Below are 19,198 nucleotides of genomic sequence, written 5' to 3'. Positions count from 1 at the left end.
GGGATCAACATGCAGCATTTTGTAGAGGATATTTATTTAAAAGGAAATACACAAGCCGTTCTGCTTTTACATAGTTTTACGAGCAATGCGAAAGAGATGAACTATTTGGCAAAAATGCTTCATAGCAAAGGGTATACAAGCTATGCACCTAATTTGGCAGGGCACGGAGCATCACCGGAACAATTATTTGCAAGTTCTATGGAACAAATATGGGAACATAGCAGAAAGGCTGTTCAATTTTTAATCGATGAAAATTATGAAGCGATTACTGTCATTGGCCAGTCGTTAGGTGGTGTACTAGGAATAAGGCTGGCAAATGAATTTCCTGAAGTGAAGGCTTTATGTATTATATCTTCGCCAGTAATAGAGCGGCCCGTGGAAGGATTGGAACAACGTGTCGTCTATTATTCCAAAAGGTATTTACAAAATAAAGGGAGCTCTGAACAGGAACTGCAAGCGTTTTTGAATGAGCACTTTCCAAGACCTGCCGATAAAATGATTGCGCTGCAGCAGTTTATCGTTAATACGGGCAAACAGCTTCATTTACTGAAACAGCCGCTTTTCCTGGCAAAAGGTATGCTGGACGAACCGGTTTTTCATCAAAGTATAGATATAATTGAAAATAGTGCAACAAGCAAGGTCATTACAAAAAAACAATACGACAATAGTGGCCACCTAATTACATTAGGAAAAGAACGCCAATTGCTGACGCAAGATATTATTGATTTTCTCGTTGAAATAGAAAAAGGAACTGTCCAATTTTAGACAGCTCCTCTTTTTATTCTTCTTCGTTGTTGAACCATAGTGGGTCGTTGTCATCAACATCCCCATTATAATTAATAAAAATTTCTTCGCCGGCTTCAATATCTTTATAAGCAAAGAAATCGAATGTTTCGTTGTCGAAATTAATTTCATATGTGGCATTCGGCTCATATGAATGGTTAAATAGCATCCCGTAGCCTAATAGGATTGCTGAGCGTCCAATACCAAACTCAAACGCATAATCCGCAAGATTTGTTTTTTCAATATGTTCATGTTGCTCGTTTGGATAGCTTAGTACCGGTGCTTGGTGGAATAACGTTCCTTTAGGAATTGCATTAATCGCAAAAATACCGCGATTGTATTCCCCGTCACTTATCGGAGAATTCTTTACTTCGATCATATTTTTTCGCCTTCTAACTTTTAAGATTCTTTCCTACTGTAACATGTATCATCATAGAAAGGTTGTTTTATTGCTTATTTACCTAAATAATTCATTGGAAGGATGAAGTTCATGCAAAAACTGCAATTTGAAGCAGCATGGGATAAAACGATTTCAACACAAGACCGATTAATAATCGAACAAGCTTTTCAGAAAACGAAAGAACAAGATCAGCTCATTTCCTGTGATGTAATTCGTAAGGCCATTAATCATAAAAAACAGATCCTCATTACTACACTTATTCATAATCGGACAGATCGACATCTTACTTTTAATAATAGGAAGGTCAGTATTATAACAGAAACGAGTCGAATTGCTCGAAATTTTACAATTGATGCACTCAAAATTCCTCCTTATTGTTCAATGCCGTGGACTTTTATTTTCGACGAAAGTAATGATTTTCTATTCACAGAAATAAAACAGTTGGTTATTGAAATATAATGGGATTGAGGTGAAGGAATCGATGCATGGAATGAATGCAGGTATTTGGCTCACATTCGTAACCCCTATCTTTTTAGTCAGTGCATTATATTTTATACTGTCATTTTTTCAGCAATTGAAAATCGACAATGAGCGATTAGTGAACCAATCGAAGTGGGGAGCAGTTATTTCCCTGGCAATCGCATTAATTGTTCCGGCAATTTATCAAATTGTTGTTTACTATCAAGTCATGAATTATTAAACATACTAATAACAAAAAGACCGCTATGTAAATAGTGGTTTTTTCTACTTCAAACTTCCAATCCCCTTTAAATCACATAATAAGTTTGTTAATAAATACATATGAATACGTTTTTTTACATCAATTTGCTAAAAGCATACTATTCCAGTATGAATTATTCAAATTGACTATTGACTTTAAATTAATGCATCTGTAAACTAACGAATTAAGAATACTGAATTGCAAGAAAATTCTATAACTAGTAAAGGAGAGGTGTTATGGGAGCAGTTGCACATATTGACGAAATCGCGGAAAAGCTTGCGGAACAGTTTGAACAAACAGCCGTAGAAAGAGATAAAGTTGGTGGCAATGCTAAGTTTGAACGGGATTTAATTCGTGAAAGCGGCCTTTTGAAACTTTTAATTCCGACTGAATACGGTGGTTTAGGTGGGAATTGGCAAGATGTGTTTCAAGTCGTTCGAACAATCGCACGAGCTGATAGTTCACTGGCACATGTAATAGGCTATCACTTTATCAATCTTGTTACACCGCATTTATGCGGTTCCCAAGAGCAAAAGGAATTTTATTACCGCGAAACTGCAAAACATAATTATTTTTGGGGAAATGCATTTAACCCGGTAGCTATTCAATTGAAGGCTGAAAAAACAACAACAGGTTATGTGCTGAACGGGGTAAAAACGTTCTGCTCAGGCAGTGTCGATTCAGATGTATTATTAGTATCAGCAATTGTAGAAGGACAGGATGAGCCATTGTTGGTCGTTATTCCTAGTAATCGGATAGGTGTAGATATAAAAGGCGATTGGGATAATATGGGCCAACGTCAAACAGATAGTGGAACGATTATTTTCAGCGAAGTTGAAGTACACGAAGAAGAAGTGTTGCAGCAAGGATTTTATGCAAGTGAGTTTTCTCAACTGCGTCTGAATATCGCGACATTTATTTTAAACCATGTCTATTTAGGAATTTCAGAAGGTGCCCTTCAATCAGCGCTTACATATACGAGAGAACAAACAAGACCGCGTGCTATTACACAAACTTCGGCGATTGAAGATCCGATCATCCAGCATCATTACGGCCAGTTTTACGTACAGGTTGAAGCAGCGAATCTGGTTGTTAAAAAAGCGGATCAACTATTACAGAAACTATGGGATGAACCCGAAAAGATTACCCCTAAGCATCGCAGTAATCTGGATGATGCATTACAAACAGCTAAAATCTTTACAACACAAGTAGGGCTTGATATTACTTCAAAAATTTTCGAAGTGATGGGCAGCCGCGCTACTGCAGGACGATATGGGTTTGACCGCTATTGGCGTAACTTGCGGACGATGACATTGCATGTTCCGGTTGATACGTCGATTCAATCATTAGGTAGAAAATTTCTGTTAGGAGAGTGAGTACATGGTTCAGTTATTGGAACGTCCAGTGCTACAACAAAACCCTCTATCAACGAAACATAGCAACGAGATAAAAACGAAAATTAAAGTGCAGAATATCGATTTCAGTTATGATGCGACGACAAAAATACTAAACAATATTCAGCTGGAGGTGCAAGAGGGCGAGTTTCTCGTATTCATGGGGCCATCCGGATGCGGGAAAAGTACATTACTTCGAATGATGGCAGGGCTTGAACCATTTTCAAATGGCGATATCGAAATAAACGGCAAATCCGTTAAGGAAACGCATCCGGATTGCGGTGTTGTTTTCCAGGACTATTCCTTATTTCCATGGCTGACGGCACAGGCGAATGTCATGCTTGCATTAAAACAACGGAATAAGAAAATGCCGAAAAAAGAACTGGCACATATTGCAGAGCAGTATTTGACACTTGTTCACTTAGGGCATGCGGTAAAAAAATATCCAGGGCAAATGTCCGGTGGTATGAAACAGCGTGCAGCCATTGCGCGGGCATTAAGCTACGGTTCGGACTTACTACTGATGGATGAACCATTTGGCGCTTTGGATCCTGTTACACGTATTCAATTGCAGGATCTGCTTGTTCAAATCAGTGCCGAGCAAAAACGTACCGTTGTTTTTGTGACACATGATGTTGACGAAGCCATTTATTTGGCGGACCGGATTGTCATCTTTGCTCCGGGGAAAAACGGTGCGGTAACGAAAAGCATCCACGTACCGATTGAGAAAAAAGGAACGGATCGTCAGAAGTTATTTGAAAACAAGGAGTTCCGTGCATTTCGTGAATCCCTTTTAAACGAGATGAACGAACAGATCGTCAATAGTTTAAAAACGGAAATAACAGACGGCGCAGGAATATAGGAGGATCGTTAAATGAAAAGAACAAATCAGAAATGGATCGCTTCACTTGCTTTAGCAGCAGGATTGCTTACTGCATGTGGAGATGACGAACAAGTTTCGAAAGGGGAAGCCTCTGACGACTATGAAATTACGGTTGGTTTAAGTCAGTCTGCAGGCGGAACACTCGTCGATATTGCCCACCAGGAAGGCTATTTTGAAGAAGAACATATTGCGGTCAATCGTGTTGGATTTGCAAACTCGGCAGACGGTCTGAATGCACTCCAAGCAGGGAAAATCGATGTCGGATTAACTTTCGGTACAGCTGGACCGTTAACATTTATTGCAAACGGCTCGGACTTCTCGATTATCGGTGGTCATTTGGAAGGCGGACACCCGATCCTAACGAAAAAGGAAAATGCGGGGCAATATACTTCGCTTGAAAGCTATAAAGGTAAAAAAGTAGGGACAATCAGAATCTTTACATCGGATATCGTTTTCCGCTCTGCACTTGAAGATGCGGGGATCGACTGGAAAAAAGATCTGGAAATCGTTGAATTCAAAACAGGCAGTATGCTGCTTGAAGCGGTAGCGTCAGGAAAAGTGGACGTTGCAGTATCGGCAAACTCATTCTACGCACAGGCGGTTGATATGGGTCTTGAAGCAGTTGCATGGAGCAATGATCTACAGGAAGGGCATGTATGCTGCCGTGTCGTAACACGTTCGGAATTATTGGCGGAAGAAGATGGTGAAGCGTATAAACGTTTTTTAAAGGCACTTATTCGCGCAGAACGTAAAAAGATTGAGGATCCGCAATCAGCTGTAACAGCTGCGAAAGAATATATGAAAGTCGATGAAAAAGTAATTAATACAATCGTAAACGACAGCCACTCGAATTATTCTTCTGATCCAAGCAGAGAGAAAGTAGTTCAAATGTGGGAGCAGATGAAAGAAATCGGCTATGTTGAAAATGTGGATGATATTGATGTAAACGACTATGTAAATATCGATCTATACGAAAAAGCATTAAACGAATTAATTGAACAATATCCGGATGATGCTTATTACAAAGATCAGCTCGTTCGTTTTAATGAACAAAACATTTAAGGGGTGGGATGGAATGCTCACATTTTTTAAACGCTATAATCTTACTATATTGATAGGAATAATATTTATTGCAGTCTGGGCCCTTGTCACAAAATATGCGACATGGATCAATCCGGTAATATTCCCGCAGCCGCTAACGGTCGTTGAATCCTTTTCCGCGAAAATTGGTGAGCTATTAACCGGTGTTGTAAGTTCGATGAAACTACTGATACCAGGGTTCTTTGGAGCTTTAGTGACAGGTATTGTAGGCGGTCTGTTTTTCGGATTGAACAAACGGTCACGTGAAATATTAATGCCTTATTTTCATGCATTAAGTCCGATTCCGCCAACATTGTTCATTCCATATGTCATTGCGATTTTACCGACTTTCCAAACGGCTTCGATGTCACTTATTTTTATCGGTGCCTTTTGGCCGGTATTTTTAGGAACGATTCATGGTGTTCTTCTGATAGAAAAACATTATTTGGACAATGCAAAATCACTTGGCTTAAAAGGACCGACATTCCTGTTGAAAGTCGTGTTACCTGCAAGTGCACCCCATATTTTGAGCGGTGCCAGTACTTCACTCGGTATGAGCTTCCTGATTTTAACGATTGCCGAAATGTTTGGGGCTTCATCGGGAATGGGCTTTTTCATCCAGTATTACAGTGACTTTTCACAATATCATTACGTCCTTGCAGGCATCATTTTTAACAGTATTATCATTGTGGCTGTCATGATCGCATTCGAAAAGCTGAAAAAACGCTTGCTATTCTGGACAAATTTAAAGGCTGATGGCAAATGAAAAAAATTTTACTTACAATCCTGTTGCTGGCAGGCTGTAGTGCACATGCAAATGAAACACTCGATGTGTCACTGAATGCCAGTAAATCCGAGCTGGAAGCATTTGAACCGGTAACAATCACAGCAACCGTAACGCAAAACGGCGAACCGATTCAATACGATGTGGAAATTGAATTCGAGCTGATAAATCCAAACGGAAATACGATCGGTTCTGTAAAGCCAGATTATAGAGGGGACGGGAAGTATTCGATTGAAACGAGCTTCGATGGTACCGGCACCTATAAAGTGGTTTCCCATGTCAGTTATGGAGAACTGCATGAAATGCCTGAAATTGAGGTGAAGCTTAAATGAAAAAATGGATACAGCTTTTATTATTCGCTGTCCTGATTATCGCGCTAAGCTATGCCATTATCTCCAACACGTCCAAACAAAAGGCAGAAGCGAAAACCGAAGAAATTTTGCTCCAAACTACTTCCGGTGAGCAAGTTGCCATACCGGAAGAAGGCAGCTATATTCTTAATTTCTGGGCAACCTACTGCCCCCCATGCGAAAGGGAAATGCCCGCCTTTAAAGCGGCGTATGAAACACTTCAGTCTCACAACATTGAGCTCTATGCAGTCAATGTGGAAGAACCGACAAGGCTGGTCAATCAATATTTAGCGAAATTCGATTTACCGTTCCCGATTCTTTTAGATCGTCAAGGGCAGCTGAAAGAAAACTATGAAATTTTGACATTGCCTACGACGTTGTTTTTGCAGGACGGAAAAGTAGTACACACCGTAAAAGGTGAACTGACGGAACAGGAATTGCTTACACTTACTCAAAAATTTCTTTATTAAAGGAGAATTTTCATATGACATTTTTCAATCAGGAAACAATCGCACTCCATACGGGTCAAACTGTTGATCCGGTAACACGATCACGTGCAGTGCCGCTGTACCAGACGACTTCCTATGTATTTGATGATACGGAACATGCGGCAAACTTATTCAAATTACAGGAAAGCGGCTATTTATATTCGCGAAATGCCAATCCGACAAATGCAGTATTTGAAGAACGTCTAGCTGCCTTGGAGGGCGGTGTCGGAGGATTTGCGGTCGCTTCCGGGCAGGCGGCAATCCTGATTGCTGTACTGACTGTCGCACAGGCAGGGGATGAAATTGTCGCAACGAATGCTCTTTATGGCGGTACGTATACATTGTTCTCTAAAACATTGCCTCGCTTCGGTGTAACAGTACGCTTTGTTGAAGGATCTGACTTGCAGGAAGTTGAAGCAGCGATCAATGACAAAACACGCGCTGTATTCACTGAAACAATCGGTAATCCGAGCCTGCAAATTGCAGATATTGAAGGATTGGCACAAGTAGCCCACCGCCATGATGTACCTCTTATTGTTGATAATACATTTGCGACACCTTACTTATCAAAGCCGATTGAATTTGGAGCAGATATTGTTGTGCACTCGACAACGAAATTTATCGGCGGTCACGGAACGTCTTTGGGCGGTGCGATTATTGATGGCGGTAAATTTGAATGGAAAGCGCCTCGATTCAAAAGCTTCGTAGAACCGAATGAATTGATCGGCAACCGTTCTTTTGTTGAAGCAGCAGGAGAAAAGGCATTCATTACGAAGGCACGCTTTGAGCTGGGGCATGATTTAGGTGCCACATTATCACCATTCAATGCATGGCTTTTCATTCAAGGTCTTGAATCACTGGCAGTGCGCGTACGACAGCATGTTGTGAACGCACAGGCCATTGCTGAATATTTAGCGGATCATGATCTGGTGGAATGGGTAAATTATCCGACACTGCCTGGCAATGATCCAAACAATTTAGTAGAGAAGTATTTACCGAAAGGGGCGGGGTCGATTTTCAGCTTTGGGATAAAAGGCGGACTAGAGGCAGCGAAGGCATTTATTAATAATGTTCAGCTTCTTTCACATGTTGCCAATGTCGGCGACTCGAAGTCACTTGTCATCCATCCGGCAAGCACATCTCATTCACGATTATCACCAGAGCAGCAATTGGCAAGTGGAGTCACACCTGGTCTGATCCGTTTATCAATTGGTTTGGAAGATATTGAAGATATTAAAAACGACTTGGCACAAAGCTTACTAAAAGCTGCCGAAGTTGCTCAAATAACAAAATAACAGGGGGATTTTAAAATGGCGATTGCAGTAGTAGTAAATGATGAAGGTCTTGTAACACCGATTGTGGAAGGAACAATTTTACGTATCATTCAGAAGGACCATTCTGTAGAAGATTTGCGTAATCCGGCACTTGATTTAACAGAAGGACGCCGTGGCGCAACATTACGTAAAGCGATTGAATTGGGCGCGACAACTTTTGTTGCACCGCCTGAAACTTTCTGCGAATTATCTTATAAAAAAGCGCAGGAAGAACAAATTTCATTCATTAATATACCGGCAAATCAATCATTTGCTCAGGTGGCAGAACAGTTGAAATCAGGTTCCATTCAACAATCAAACGAATTACCGGCTGATGAAGTAGTAGCAAGTGCGCCGGTTACAAAATAAGGGGGAATTCAAATGACAAAAGTAGAGTTTATTACAATGGCGCCAACTTCTGGTGATAGTGAATATGTAGGAAACCAAACGTCAAATAAAGGTGCACAAACATGGTCAGGTGTCGGGGTAGATTCAGATCGTGAACCTTCTGTAGAGTATATTACAAAAGTTGCACAGGCCGCTGAAAAAGCAGGCTTCTCGACATTACTGTTGCCGATTGGCGGAAGCTGTGTTGATTCATTGGTTGCTGCATCTCATTTGACAGCCAATACTAATAGTTTGAACTTTCTGTTTGCGGTTCGTCCTGGTTCTACTGCGCCAACACAACTGGCGAAACAGTATTCATCGGTCAACTACTGGTCGAATAACCGAGTATTTGTCAATGTCGTAACAGGCGGGGCACCGAAAGAACTTGAAAATGACGGGGATTTCCTATCACATACAGATCGTTACAAGCGTACACGCGAATATATTGAAATTTTAAAACGTCTGTTCAACGGAGAAACGTTCGATTATGATGGCGAGTTTTACACATTAAAAGGCGCGAACTTACCATTGCCTGTTAAAAATGCTCCTCCGATTTACTTCGGTGGATCATCACCGATTGCAAAAGAAGTTTCAACAGATGTAGCGGACGTTTACATGCTTTGGGGCGAAACATTGGAAACGACAAAAGAAGAGCTTGAAACGGTTGTGAAGTTGGCGAAAGAAAAAAATCGCGATCTATCCTACAGTGTTTCATTCCAGGTTGTCTTAGGTGAAACAGAAGAAGCGGCGTTTGAAAATGCGAACAAAATTATTAGCCAAGTAGAACCTGAAGTATTGGCAGCAAAACATGCCAATACGTTAAACAACGGAGCGGTAGGTGTGAGCCGCCTTCATCAGTTGATGCTAGAATCAAAAGATAATAATTTCGTGATTGCACCGAATATTTGGGCAGGGTTAACACAAGTGTTATCCGGCAATTCGATTGCGCTTGTCGGCACGCCGCAGCAGGTAGCTGAGCGTATCGTGGAATTCGTAGATTTAGGCTTTGACAAAGTGTTATTGCGTGGTTTCCCGCATTTGGAAGTAATCGAAGAGATTGGCGAAAAGGTCATTCCACTTGTTCATGATATATTGGCTAAACGCGAAGAACAGTTAGTGTAGGAGGTACGCAAATGACGAAAAAACAAATGAAATTAGGCGTCTTTTTAATGGGTACAGGGCATCATATCGCTTCATGGCGTCACCCGGATGCACAGGCGGATGCAAGCGAGAATGTCGAATTTTTTAAAGAAGTTGCTGTAAAAGCCGAGCAAGGAAAATTAGATATGCTGTTTTTAAGTGACGGTTTATCTTTTAACGAACTTTCACACCCGGCAGAACAAGTTCGCTTTGAACCACTTACATTACTCAGTGTGTTATCAACTGTGACTAAAAATATCGGTTTAACAGCTACTGCGTCCACAACATACAATGAGCCATTTCATATCGCGCGTAAGTTTTCATCGCTTGATCATTTAAGCGGCGGGCGCGCAGCATGGAATATTGTGACAAGTTACTATTCGGCAGAAGCGAGCAACTTTAACAAGGACCACCATCTGGATCATTCACTTCGCTATGAACGGGCAGATGAATTTGTCGAAGTCGTAAAAGGTTTATGGGATTCTTATGAAGATGATGCATTGGCACGCAATAAAAAGACGGGTGAATATATTACAAAAGGCAAACTGCACACATTGAACCATAAAGGTGAATATTACGCAGTACGAGGTCCGTTAAATTCATCGCGTCCTCCGCAAGGCAGACCTGTATTAGTGCAGGCAGGGTCTTCGGAATCCGGTACGACACTTGCCGCACAACAAGCAGATGTTATTTTTACGGCACAGCAGACACTTGAAGATGCAAAGCAATTTTATAAAAAACTGAAAGACAAGGCAGTTGCTGCAGGACGTGACCGCGCTGATATCAAAATCATGCCTGGTGTATCAATTTACGTAGCGGAAACGAAAGAAAAGGCCTACGCCAAATATGAGGAACTGCAACAGTTAATAACACCGGAAATTGGTTTGGACTTTTTGGCAGACTACTTAGGTGTTGACCTTTCGCAACATGATCTGGATGGTCCATTGCCGAAAGACATTCCTCCGACAAACGGGAACCGCAGCCGTCAACAGCTGATCATTGAGCTGGCAGAACGCGAAAACCTGACTATTCGTGAGCTTTATTTACGTATCGCCGGTTCACGTGGTCATCGCATTATTTTCGGTTCACCAAGTGAAATCGCAGATCAGTTGATTGAGTGGGTAGATGAGGAAGCTGCGGATGGCTTCAACTTAATGCCTCCGTACTTCCCGGGCGGCTTTACCGATTTTATTGATTTAGTAATTCCTGAGCTACAAAAGCGCGGGGTATTCCGTACAGAATATGAGGGTAAGACACTACGTGAGAATTTAGGGTTAAAACAAGTCCCATCCCGTTATACTTTACAAAATATTTAGGAGGAGTGTGGATCATGACAAAAGCGATTTTAATTAATGGTGGAAACAGTGTGATATCCCGATTAACAGGTGTTCAGCAATCCATTGAAACATTGCTGGAACAGCAAGGTATTTCTCATGAAACGATTCAGGTCCACCAGTTGCCTGCGCAAGATTTGATTACGGCAAACTATGCGAGTGAGGCAATTGCCGAAGAGATTGTCAAAGTAGGTGAGGCGGATATCGTCTTTTTCCTGACACCGATCTATAAAGGTTCCTATACCGGCATTTTGAAAACATTCATCGATTTACTGCCGCAAAAAGGATTGGAAAATAAAATTGTCGTACCAGTTGCAATCGGCGGGTCCATCGCACACTTATTGGCACTGGAATATTCACTGAAGCCGGTACTTTCGATTTTAGGAGCGACAACAATTTCAAGCCCTATTTATATCGTTGATAAACAAGTAACGAAAACTGATAATGGCTTTACATTGGATGAAGCAGCACAAGAACGCATCGAAAAGGTGTGGGAAAGTGTTGCACCCAAAAGTAAAGTAACTGTATAAAATGAGCCTCGCGAAGGAGTCATTCCTTTTGCGGGGTTTTTTTATTGAATGAATAACCCTCACTAATTGTCATTTTATAAGATAACTGCTTTTCATTTACCGTAAAACAGGGAATACTCTCAGTGGATTGAGCTATTAAAAAAGGAGAGGATTCTATGAATTATAAAAAGGTTACAATTGCAGGAAGCGGTGTTTTAGGTAGTCAAATTGCATTCCAATCCGCATTTTTCGGATTTGAAGTAAGTGTTTATGATATTAATGAAGAGGCAATTACTAAGGCAAAACAGCGTATGGCTACATTAAAGACAACATATGGCCAATATTTTCAAGACGTTGCCCGTGCTGAAAAAGCGTCCGACAGTCTTCAGTATTACACTGATTTAGCAGAAGCAACAAAAGAAGCAGATATTGTAATCGAAGCAGTGCCGGAACGTATAGAAATTAAACAGAAATTCTATGAAAACCTGGGGAAAGTGGCACCTGAAAAAACAGTCTTTGCTTCCAATTCCTCAACATTATTACCAAGCCAATTTGCTGAGTTTACTGGCCGTCCGGAAAAGTTCCTGGCATTACACTTTGCGAATTCTATTTGGCAAAACAATACGGCGGAAGTAATGGGACATCCCGGAACAGATATGCAGTATGTTGAACAAGTGGCAGATTTTGCACGTAATATCGGCATGATTCCGTTTGTGCTGAAAAAAGAGCAGCCTGGTTATATTCTTAATTCATTATTAGTACCGTTTTTATCTGCGGCAATGGAGCTTTGGGTGAAAGATATTGCAGATCCGCAAACAATCGATAAAAACTGGATGGTTTCAACAGGATCGCCACGCGGACCATTTGCAATATACGATATCGTAGGAATGGAAACACCATATAATTTAAACTTAATGCGCGCAGAGCACGATCCGGCAGCAAAATTAATCGCAGAAAAAATTAAACGCGAAATGATTGATCAAGGTAAAATGGGCGTTTCAACAGGCGAAGGTTTCTACAAATACCCAAATCCTTCCTATATGGATCCTGAATTTTTAAAATCGAATTAATACTAAACGTACGATACCACCTAATTCTAACCCTTGAAGAAATACATGCTTCATGGGTTTTTTAATGAAATAAGTGTATGCAGATTTTGCATAGGCAATATCGGAAAAGCCCATCCATTTCATTCAAAAGAAAAGGATGGGTTTCAATTTATTTCGCTGTATATTTTTTAATCGCCGGGATGATTTCGTTACCGATCAGTTCGATATTTTTCATTACTTTACTGAATGGCACTCCGCCAAAATCGATTTGGGCCATGAAGCGCTGCATGCCAAACAATTCATATTGGTACAGCATTTTCTCGATAATTTGGTTTGGACTGCCGACCATGAGTGCATCTTCCACATTTGGTGCCTGTTCCACTTGCCAGCGAGGATAGCCTTGACCTCGAATCGCCTGGAATCCGCCGCTTAAATGTGGGTGCATCCCATCAACCGCTTCTTTTTCCGTTTCCGCAACATAAAACAGACTTGTCGTTGCAATTGGTAAAGATGCCGCATCGAAACCACTGCGATCTGCTGCTTCGCGGTAGGCATCAACAGAAGGTTTAAAGTTAATCGAAGGCCCACCTAAAGTCGTCAGCATCATGGGAATGCCCATATAGCCGGCTTTTATCGCACTACCGGGAGGGCCGCCAACAGCCCGCCAAATTGGAATCGAGCCATTTAAAGGCTGAGGTAAAATATGGGCATCCTTTAATGCCGGGCGAAATTTGCCGTTATAGTTTACTACAGAATGGTCATTTAACTGTTTTAACAGAGCAAGTTTTTCCTCAAAAATTTCCTCATAGTCACGTAGACTAACCCCAAACAATTCATGTGCGCCAACACGTGAACCGCGACCTGCAACTATTTCTGCACGTCCATTCGAAATTAAATCTATTGTCGCAAAATCTTCGTAAACACGGACCGGATCCGCTACGCTCAATACCGTCGCAGAACTTGACAGTTTAATGCGTTTTGTAGCCTGTGCAATTGCACCAAGTACAACTGAATGAGCCTGTGTTGTAAAGTATTGCTGATGGCTTTCACCGACCGCAAATACATGAATACCTGCCTGTTCTGCCAACTGGCTCGCTTCGATGATTTCCTGAATCCGCTGCTGCGCAGAGATGCGTGAGCCTGTTAACGGATTCGGAATATGGTCACCTAACGTATATAGTCCAAACTCCATCCCGTTTTTTTCATTAATTCGATATTGTTCCATAATCACTGACTCCTTAAAAAATCGGCTTTAATTTTGCTGTAATTTCTACACGTCGGGATTCTAAAAAATCCGGCAAATCCAATTGTTCACCGAGCGAGTCCACATGACCGTCGCGTAAAAAGCCTGGTCCATCCGTCGCAATTTCGAATAAAATACCATTCGACTCTCGGAAATACAGGCTCTTAAAATAAAATCGATCGACAATGCCTGATGACATAAACCCTCGTGCTTTTACTTGCTCATCCCAATAGGCCAATTCTTCATCATTTTTCACCCGGATGGCCAAATGGTGAATGCTGCCGCGACCAGGTTTTTCAGAAGGCCCGTCCTGTTCAACAATATAAATTTCTCCAAACATCTCATCATTGACCGATTGAAGAAGGGCGGTTGTTTTGTCTTGTGTTTTCAATACAAAACCAAAGAGTTCAGTTAAAGTCCGAACTAATTTTCCTTTATTTTTTACCGTCATTTCAACAGTTCCCATGCCTTGAATTTGATGTTCAACTGGAACAGGTGATTTTTCATATGCTTCCCAATGTTCAACTTTCGTATTGGGTGCAGCGATAAGTGCCAAACGTAAACCTTCTTCATCTTCAAAGAGAAGGGCAGGGCGACCGGCAAATGTTGTGATGCCTTCATGTTGAACACCGAATTCATCCAGTCGATGAACCCAATACTGCAGACTATCAACGTTTGGTACGATCAAACCGATTTTTGTAATGGCATTTGTACCTCGGTGAGTGCGTCCAACTAACGGAATTTCAAAAAAGGAAAGCTCTGTTCCTGGACTGCCTGTTTTATCCCCATAAAAGAGGTGGTACATGGATGTGTCGTCCTGATTGACCGTCACTTTAACACGGCGTAATCCTAAAATATCACGGTAAAATTTGTTGTTTTGCTGTGCATTTTTTGTAATCATCGAAATATGATGATGTCCTGGAATTGTATACATGTTCATTCCTCCAATAAGTAATCGCACTGTTGTTCTCACTGACCAATCTCACAAAAGGAAACTGATTTCTTCATTTCTTACCTATTACTTTACTACTCAACTGTTTTGACGACAAGAAAAATATCTCGAATTCAAAATAAATTTATCTGTAACTTTTTTCCTTTTTATACGTCTATAGGTAAAGAGAATCGAAAAACTAATCATTAAAGAAGGGGATCTCATGAAAAACTTACTCGCTTTAGGCATATTGCTTCTATTGGTTGGATGTCAAGAAAACGTGCAACCCGAAACAATTGAGCAAACGGAAGTTGAAACTGTACGAAATGATCGTGTTATTGACCATAATGGTGAGATTGAAAATTTGGAGTTATTGCATCAATTTTTAAAAGATACAGAAGATAATAAACAATCGTCGTTGGAGCTGACGCGCTATACGATTGAGGGGGCACCTATTTACTGGAGAGTTGAATATCAGGAAGGCCAATATAACATCGAAGTCGATAACCGCGAAGATAATTTTGGAAGTCAAAATATTGAAAATTACCAATGTGGTGAGCTAAACGAAGATGTGACGGGTTCGCTGACTGATTATAATTTTAAATCATGTGAAGGTGGCTACGAAATCAATTTATTATCGGTGACAAGTGATTAAGCGCACAACAAAAGGCCGCCAAAATCCTATTTAAGAGATTAGCGGCCTTTAAACGATTTATTTAATTGTACTGGCGATTTCCAGTGCCTGTGTAAAGTCTTCAATCAGATCATCTTCATTTTCCAATCCGACTGAAAATCTCAGCAAGCCATCAGTAATTCCGCGTTTTGCACGTTCTTCTGGCTCCATCGCGGCATGACTCATTTTGGCAGGGTACGATAAAATTGATTCAACACCGCCAAGACTAACTGCAAATACCGGAATTTTCATCGCTTCCACAAAAGCTTTCGCAATGTCATAATTCGGCAAACTAAACGATAAAACCGCTCCCGCAGAAGTTGCCTGTGCTGCATGGATTTCAAACCCAGGGTGAGTAGGGAGTCCAGGATAGTATACGTTTTCAACTAACGGATGTGCATGTAAAAATTGTGCAATGCGCATCGCTACACGTGATTCCTCGTTAAAACGTACAGCCGTTGTTTTCATGTTTTGAATTAATGTGTAGCAATCCTGAACACCAAGTACAGAACCGAATGAGTTTTGAACGAAATAAATCTCATTGCCCAGCGCTTCGTCTTTTGTCACAACAAGTCCCGCTACGATATCGGAATGCCCTGATAAAAACTTTGTAGCAGAATGGATTACAACATCAACACCTAATTCAAGCGGTTTTTGATGGAGCGGGGTCATGAACGTATTATCCAAAAACGTGAGCGCACCGTGTTGTTTTGCAATTTCTACTACACCTCGAATATCTGTAATGCCTAAAGTTGGATTCGAAGGTGTTTCCATATAAATTAATTTTGTTTCCGGACGCACAGCTGCTTTTACAGCTTCAAGATCAGTAAAGTCAACAAATGTATGCGTAATGCCATAGCGCGGCAATATTTTTGTAACGAAACGGTATGTACCACCGTAAACATCTTCGGTAATCACGACATGATCACCTGCAGATAAAATCATAAAGCAAGCAGATACAGCTGCCATACCTGTGGCAAATGCAAACCCTCGGTCACCGCCTTCAAGTTCGGCAATCGCTTTTTCCAATGCGGCACGTGTCGGATTTCCCGAACGTGCATAATCATATTCCCCAAATTCGTCAATCGATTCCTGATGGAAAGTCGAGGATAAATACATCGGCACATTTACAGCACCTTTTTTATCGGCATAGCCTTCACGGATTGCCCCATGAACTAATGCGGTTTCAATGCGGTTTGTCATGCAAATTCACCTCTTAACGAATCAAAAACTTGTGTCAGGTCAGCGATTAAATCTTCCGCTTCTTCAATACCGACTGAGAAACGAAGTAATCGGTCACAAACGCCTCGTGCAACACGTTCCTCATAAGGCATGTCGGCATGTGTTTGAGTAGCAGGGTAAGTAATAAAGCTCTCAACCCCTCCGAGACTTTCTGCAAATGTTATCAGTTTGATCCCTTTTAAAAATGGGTTGACCATTGATGCATCTTTGACACGGAAGGAAAGCATGCCGCCTTTTCCTGTGTATAGTACATCCGTTACAAGAGGTTCATCAGCTAAATATTGCGCGACTTTTTTTGCATTCGCATCGTGCTGCTTTAAACGTAAATGCAATGTTTTCAGTCCGCGAATCAGCAGCCATGAATCCATAGGCGAAAGCACCATTCCAATACCATTGTGATAGTATCCTAACTTCTCACATAATTCAGCTCCTTTGGCAACGACCAGTCCTGCCAAAACATCATTATGTCCGCCAATATACTTTGTAGCACTATGTAAAACAATATGTGCACCTAATTCAAGAGGACGCTGGAAATAAGGAGTGTAGAATGTATTGTCTACAATTAGCAGTATGTTATGTTTTTCCGCCAGTTCCGCATATGTCACTAAATCAATTTCCTGCATTAACGGATTTGTCGGTGTTTCGATAAACAATGCTTTCGTATTTTCATTGATTAAACTTTCAACTTCTTCAACATTAGTAAATGGATTATAAACCGGTTTAATATTATAGTTTTCCGCAAATGTTTTGAATAGACGATATGTTCCGCCATATAAATCTTCCGGTACGATTAATTCATCGTTCGGTTTAAATAATGACATGACAAGTTGTACTGCCGCCATCCCAGAACTACAGGCAAATCCTGCATCGCCGTTTTCCAGCTCAGCGATGCCTTGTTCGAGAATCGTACGAGTTGGATTTTTTGTACGTGTATAATCATACCCTGTCGATTCACCAATGCCTGTATGCTGATAAGCTGTCGACATATAAATCGGCGGATTGATCGCACCTGTTTTGGCATCACTTAAATTTCCGAGCTGCACTAATTTTGTTTCAATTGAACGTTGTGACATGAATACACTTCCTTACATGAATTTACTAAACATTTCGAATGAATCGAGTATTACATCAATTTAACATGAACAGATCAAAGGGACAATAGGGGAAACGAGTATTAAGTAGAATAGGGGAATAATTGAAATAAAAAAGAAAAAAACCTGGAATACGTTAAACTTGTATCCCAGGATTAGTGATTTTTATTTAGTTTGCTCGTTTTTTAATAAATCACGGATTTCCTTAAGCAGCTCTTCTTTTGCATCCAATTCAGGAGTCGGTTCTTCCGCAACTTGCGCTTCCTTTTTACGGTTTAGTTTTGTCAGTATTCGTAAAGCCATAAAAATGGCAAATGCGATAATGATGAAATCAATAATCGATTGAACGAATACGCCGAGTGCAACCTGTGCTTCACCTGATCCGAACTTCCATTCATTTGTCAGGTCAATTCCGCCAGTAAGCATACCGACAAGCGGCATAATAATATTTTCAACTAATGATGTAACAATTTTACCGAAGGCCGCACCAATAACAACCGCAACCGCTAAATCGATGACATTGCCCTTCATAGCAAATTCTTTAAATTCTTTCCACATATTATTCAACTCCTCTTAACTATAATAAACAATGTCTAATTTTATACATTGCTATACAAATTTTCAACAGTGAAAATTACCTGCTTTTTTAGTAGAATGATAGTTAACAACATTATTACGTCTGAAGATTGGTGGCTTATATGGCAAAAAGCAAGAAAAAGAACCCTTTACTCTCCCCGAAAACTAAAATTTTATTAATTATTTTGCTTATCCCCATCACTTTAACGGTTTATATTGTCGCTTATTCCAGCTGGCAGCAATTTCGTGGTTGGCCATTTACCGATAAAACAGTGTATCAGCAAATCCAGGAACAGTTTGATTTGGAAATTCCAATCGAGTATATCCCTGTTTACGTCGCAGCCGAACAGAAATACGGTGTTCCGTGGACGCTTTTGGCGGCCCATCACCGCGTAGAAACCCGTTTTTCCACAATGAAGACACTTATTTCACCGGTTGGCGCAGAAGGGCATCTACAGTTTATGCCCTGTACATTTGTAGGCTGGCAACATCCTTCATGCAAAGATTTAGGGCAGGGGGACATCCCGGACCATGATAAAACGAATCCAGCCATAATAAAAAAATATGGCGGCTATGGGGTAGATGCAAACGGAGACGGTGTAGCAGATCCGTTTGATATTGAAGATGCCGTATTCAGTGCAGCCAAATTTTTATCCATTGCCGGTGTAAATGACGGGCAGTTGAAAAAAGCAATTTTTCAATATAATCACAGTGATGATTACGTGGAAGATATTTTATACTACTATAAGCAGTACCGGGACTACGGCAATCAATTGAAGCAAATTGCTCTTGATGAAGAATAAGGAAGACAAATAAAAAAGTGTGAC

At 40.9% G+C, this 19,198-nt stretch carries 23 protein-coding genes; 17 read left to right on the top strand and 6 right to left on the bottom strand.

The genetic code is table 11. From position 1 onward, the window contains the following. Window positions 1-9: 9 nt before the first annotated feature. Window positions 10-765, top strand: a complete 756-nt coding sequence (locus tag MKY27_RS08865; protein WP_339194432.1) for an alpha/beta fold hydrolase — start codon at window positions 10-12, stop codon at window positions 763-765. A 13-nt stretch (window positions 766-778) separates the two neighbouring features. Here MKY27_RS08865 and MKY27_RS08860 read toward each other — a convergent pair whose 3' ends face one another. Further along, window positions 779-1,162: an SET domain-containing protein gene (locus tag MKY27_RS08860; protein WP_079526970.1), complete on the bottom strand. Its 384-nt coding sequence runs from the start codon at window positions 1,160-1,162 to the stop codon at window positions 779-781. Between the two features lie 111 nt (window positions 1,163-1,273). Between MKY27_RS08860 and MKY27_RS08855 the strand changes: the two genes are divergently transcribed. The 14 genes from MKY27_RS08855 (at window position 1,274) to MKY27_RS08790 (ending at window position 12,636) form a co-directional block, all read left to right on the top strand. Beyond that, on the top strand, window positions 1,274-1,642 hold the full coding sequence (locus MKY27_RS08855) for an SLAP domain-containing protein (protein ID WP_339171099.1): 369 nt from the start codon (window positions 1,274-1,276) through the stop codon (window positions 1,640-1,642). Window positions 1,643-1,664: 22 nt separating this feature from the next. Continuing rightward, window positions 1,665-1,883 carry a hypothetical protein gene (locus MKY27_RS08850; RefSeq protein ID WP_339194430.1) on the top strand — a complete coding sequence of 73 codons (219 nt, stop codon included), beginning with the start codon at window positions 1,665-1,667 and terminating at the stop codon, window positions 1,881-1,883. 257 nt (window positions 1,884-2,140) lie between these two features. After that, window positions 2,141-3,280, top strand: coding sequence for an acyl-CoA dehydrogenase family protein (locus tag MKY27_RS08845; protein ID WP_339194428.1), 1,140 nt, complete (start codon window positions 2,141-2,143; stop codon window positions 3,278-3,280). A 4-nt stretch (window positions 3,281-3,284) separates the two neighbouring features. Continuing rightward, window positions 3,285-4,160: an ABC transporter ATP-binding protein gene (locus MKY27_RS08840; protein WP_339194426.1), complete on the top strand. Its 876-nt coding sequence runs from the start codon at window positions 3,285-3,287 to the stop codon at window positions 4,158-4,160. Between the two features lie 12 nt (window positions 4,161-4,172). Beyond that, the gene (locus tag MKY27_RS08835) at window positions 4,173-5,243 is read left to right on the top strand and encodes an ABC transporter substrate-binding protein (RefSeq protein ID WP_339194424.1); all 1,071 of its coding nucleotides are present in this window, start codon (window positions 4,173-4,175) and stop codon (window positions 5,241-5,243) included. Window positions 5,244-5,256: 13 nt separating this feature from the next. Then, a complete protein-coding gene (locus MKY27_RS08830; RefSeq protein WP_339194421.1) occupies window positions 5,257-6,027 on the top strand; it encodes an ABC transporter permease subunit in 771 nt (256 codons plus the stop codon). Then, window positions 6,024-6,377: a FixH family protein gene (locus tag MKY27_RS08825; protein ID WP_339194418.1), complete on the top strand. Its 354-nt coding sequence runs from the start codon at window positions 6,024-6,026 to the stop codon at window positions 6,375-6,377. The genes MKY27_RS08830 and MKY27_RS08825 overlap by 4 nt, the downstream gene beginning before the upstream one ends. Then, complete coding sequence (locus MKY27_RS08820) at window positions 6,374-6,865, top strand: redoxin domain-containing protein (RefSeq protein ID WP_339194415.1); 492 nt, start codon at window positions 6,374-6,376, stop codon at window positions 6,863-6,865. The genes MKY27_RS08825 and MKY27_RS08820 overlap by 4 nt, the downstream gene beginning before the upstream one ends. Window positions 6,866-6,879: 14 nt before the next feature. Next, window positions 6,880-8,178, top strand: a complete 1,299-nt coding sequence (locus MKY27_RS08815; protein WP_339194413.1) for an O-acetylhomoserine aminocarboxypropyltransferase/cysteine synthase family protein — start codon at window positions 6,880-6,882, stop codon at window positions 8,176-8,178. A gap of 15 nt (window positions 8,179-8,193) precedes the next feature. Further along, window positions 8,194-8,565: a chemotaxis protein CheY gene (locus MKY27_RS08810; RefSeq protein WP_339194410.1), complete on the top strand. Its 372-nt coding sequence runs from the start codon at window positions 8,194-8,196 to the stop codon at window positions 8,563-8,565. Window positions 8,566-8,577: 12 nt separating this feature from the next. Continuing rightward, the gene (locus MKY27_RS08805) at window positions 8,578-9,705 is read left to right on the top strand and encodes an LLM class flavin-dependent oxidoreductase (protein WP_339194408.1); all 1,128 of its coding nucleotides are present in this window, start codon (window positions 8,578-8,580) and stop codon (window positions 9,703-9,705) included. Window positions 9,706-9,716: 11 nt separating this feature from the next. Beyond that, complete coding sequence (locus MKY27_RS08800) at window positions 9,717-11,039, top strand: LLM class flavin-dependent oxidoreductase (protein WP_339194406.1); 1,323 nt, start codon at window positions 9,717-9,719, stop codon at window positions 11,037-11,039. A gap of 14 nt (window positions 11,040-11,053) precedes the next feature. Further along, the gene (gene ssuE, locus MKY27_RS08795; protein WP_339194404.1) at window positions 11,054-11,587 is read left to right on the top strand and encodes an NADPH-dependent FMN reductase; all 534 of its coding nucleotides are present in this window, start codon (window positions 11,054-11,056) and stop codon (window positions 11,585-11,587) included. Window positions 11,588-11,742: 155 nt separating this feature from the next. After that, window positions 11,743-12,636 carry a 3-hydroxyacyl-CoA dehydrogenase gene (locus tag MKY27_RS08790; RefSeq protein WP_339194401.1) on the top strand — a complete coding sequence of 298 codons (894 nt, stop codon included), beginning with the start codon at window positions 11,743-11,745 and terminating at the stop codon, window positions 12,634-12,636. Between the two features lie 148 nt (window positions 12,637-12,784). On the opposite strand, the gene MKY27_RS08785 is transcribed toward MKY27_RS08790, so the two are convergent. Both MKY27_RS08785 and MKY27_RS08780 read right to left on the bottom strand, forming a co-directional pair. Further along, window positions 12,785-13,840, bottom strand: a complete 1,056-nt coding sequence (locus tag MKY27_RS08785) for an LLM class flavin-dependent oxidoreductase (protein ID WP_339194398.1) — start codon at window positions 13,838-13,840, stop codon at window positions 12,785-12,787. A gap of 13 nt (window positions 13,841-13,853) precedes the next feature. Beyond that, window positions 13,854-14,792 (bottom strand): ring-cleaving dioxygenase, encoded by a 939-nt coding sequence (locus MKY27_RS08780; protein ID WP_339194394.1) that lies wholly within the window; start codon window positions 14,790-14,792, stop codon window positions 13,854-13,856. A gap of 220 nt (window positions 14,793-15,012) precedes the next feature. Here MKY27_RS08780 and MKY27_RS08775 point away from each other — a divergent pair, with 220 nt between their 5' ends. After that, window positions 15,013-15,444, top strand: a complete 432-nt coding sequence (locus tag MKY27_RS08775; RefSeq protein WP_339194392.1) for a DUF4362 domain-containing protein — start codon at window positions 15,013-15,015, stop codon at window positions 15,442-15,444. A gap of 57 nt (window positions 15,445-15,501) precedes the next feature. On the opposite strand, the gene metC is transcribed toward MKY27_RS08775, so the two are convergent. The 3 genes from metC to mscL all read right to left on the bottom strand — a co-directional run bounded on the left by metC (window position 15,502) and on the right by mscL (window position 18,353). Next, window positions 15,502-16,665, bottom strand: coding sequence for a cystathionine beta-lyase (gene metC / locus MKY27_RS08770; protein WP_339194390.1), 1,164 nt, complete (start codon window positions 16,663-16,665; stop codon window positions 15,502-15,504). Beyond that, on the bottom strand, window positions 16,662-17,777 hold the full coding sequence (locus MKY27_RS08765; RefSeq protein WP_339194387.1) for a methionine biosynthesis PLP-dependent protein: 1,116 nt from the start codon (window positions 17,775-17,777) through the stop codon (window positions 16,662-16,664). The genes metC and MKY27_RS08765 overlap by 4 nt, the downstream gene beginning before the upstream one ends. A 183-nt stretch (window positions 17,778-17,960) precedes the next feature. After that, complete coding sequence (mscL, locus tag MKY27_RS08760; RefSeq protein ID WP_339194385.1) at window positions 17,961-18,353, bottom strand: large conductance mechanosensitive channel protein MscL; 393 nt, start codon at window positions 18,351-18,353, stop codon at window positions 17,961-17,963. A 140-nt stretch (window positions 18,354-18,493) separates the two neighbouring features. On the opposite strand from mscL, the gene MKY27_RS08755 reads away from it, so the two are divergent. After that, window positions 18,494-19,174 carry a lytic transglycosylase domain-containing protein gene (locus MKY27_RS08755; protein ID WP_339194382.1) on the top strand — a complete coding sequence of 227 codons (681 nt, stop codon included), beginning with the start codon at window positions 18,494-18,496 and terminating at the stop codon, window positions 19,172-19,174. Window positions 19,175-19,198 lie beyond the last annotated feature (24 nt).

This window comes from Solibacillus sp. FSL R5-0449 (assembly GCF_037975215.1).
GTDB lineage: Bacteria > Bacillota > Bacilli > Bacillales_A > Planococcaceae > Solibacillus.
The sequence above is the reverse complement of the archived record's forward strand: the minus strand, read 5'-3'. Positions and strand labels throughout refer to the sequence as shown.

Excerpts from the sequence above, each read along its gene's own strand:
- MKY27_RS08865 (WP_339194432.1), top strand. The coding sequence starts at position 10 with ATGCAGCATTTTGTAGAGGATATTTATTTAAAAGGAAATACACAAGCC.
- MKY27_RS08860 (WP_079526970.1), bottom strand. The coding sequence starts at position 1,162 with ATGATCGAAGTAAAGAATTCTCCGATAAGTGACGGGGAATACAATCGC.
- MKY27_RS08855 (WP_339171099.1), top strand. The coding sequence starts at position 1,274 with ATGCAAAAACTGCAATTTGAAGCAGCATGGGATAAAACGATTTCAACA.
- MKY27_RS08850 (WP_339194430.1), top strand. The coding sequence starts at position 1,665 with ATGCATGGAATGAATGCAGGTATTTGGCTCACATTCGTAACCCCTATC.
- MKY27_RS08845 (WP_339194428.1), top strand. The coding sequence starts at position 2,141 with ATGGGAGCAGTTGCACATATTGACGAAATCGCGGAAAAGCTTGCGGAA.
- MKY27_RS08840 (WP_339194426.1), top strand. The coding sequence starts at position 3,285 with ATGGTTCAGTTATTGGAACGTCCAGTGCTACAACAAAACCCTCTATCA.
- MKY27_RS08835 (WP_339194424.1), top strand. The coding sequence starts at position 4,173 with ATGAAAAGAACAAATCAGAAATGGATCGCTTCACTTGCTTTAGCAGCA.
- MKY27_RS08830 (WP_339194421.1), top strand. The coding sequence starts at position 5,257 with ATGCTCACATTTTTTAAACGCTATAATCTTACTATATTGATAGGAATA.
- MKY27_RS08825 (WP_339194418.1), top strand. The coding sequence starts at position 6,024 with ATGAAAAAAATTTTACTTACAATCCTGTTGCTGGCAGGCTGTAGTGCA.
- MKY27_RS08820 (WP_339194415.1), top strand. The coding sequence starts at position 6,374 with ATGAAAAAATGGATACAGCTTTTATTATTCGCTGTCCTGATTATCGCG.
- MKY27_RS08815 (WP_339194413.1), top strand. The coding sequence starts at position 6,880 with ATGACATTTTTCAATCAGGAAACAATCGCACTCCATACGGGTCAAACT.
- MKY27_RS08810 (WP_339194410.1), top strand. The coding sequence starts at position 8,194 with ATGGCGATTGCAGTAGTAGTAAATGATGAAGGTCTTGTAACACCGATT.
- MKY27_RS08805 (WP_339194408.1), top strand. The coding sequence starts at position 8,578 with ATGACAAAAGTAGAGTTTATTACAATGGCGCCAACTTCTGGTGATAGT.
- MKY27_RS08800 (WP_339194406.1), top strand. The coding sequence starts at position 9,717 with ATGACGAAAAAACAAATGAAATTAGGCGTCTTTTTAATGGGTACAGGG.
- ssuE (WP_339194404.1), top strand. The coding sequence starts at position 11,054 with ATGACAAAAGCGATTTTAATTAATGGTGGAAACAGTGTGATATCCCGA.
- MKY27_RS08790 (WP_339194401.1), top strand. The coding sequence starts at position 11,743 with ATGAATTATAAAAAGGTTACAATTGCAGGAAGCGGTGTTTTAGGTAGT.
- MKY27_RS08785 (WP_339194398.1), bottom strand. The coding sequence starts at position 13,840 with ATGGAACAATATCGAATTAATGAAAAAAACGGGATGGAGTTTGGACTA.
- MKY27_RS08780 (WP_339194394.1), bottom strand. The coding sequence starts at position 14,792 with ATGTATACAATTCCAGGACATCATCATATTTCGATGATTACAAAAAAT.
- MKY27_RS08775 (WP_339194392.1), top strand. The coding sequence starts at position 15,013 with ATGAAAAACTTACTCGCTTTAGGCATATTGCTTCTATTGGTTGGATGT.
- metC (WP_339194390.1), bottom strand. The coding sequence starts at position 16,665 with ATGACAAACCGCATTGAAACCGCATTAGTTCATGGGGCAATCCGTGAA.
- MKY27_RS08765 (WP_339194387.1), bottom strand. The coding sequence starts at position 17,777 with ATGTCACAACGTTCAATTGAAACAAAATTAGTGCAGCTCGGAAATTTA.
- mscL (WP_339194385.1), bottom strand. The coding sequence starts at position 18,353 with ATGTGGAAAGAATTTAAAGAATTTGCTATGAAGGGCAATGTCATCGAT.
- MKY27_RS08755 (WP_339194382.1), top strand. The coding sequence starts at position 18,494 with ATGGCAAAAAGCAAGAAAAAGAACCCTTTACTCTCCCCGAAAACTAAA.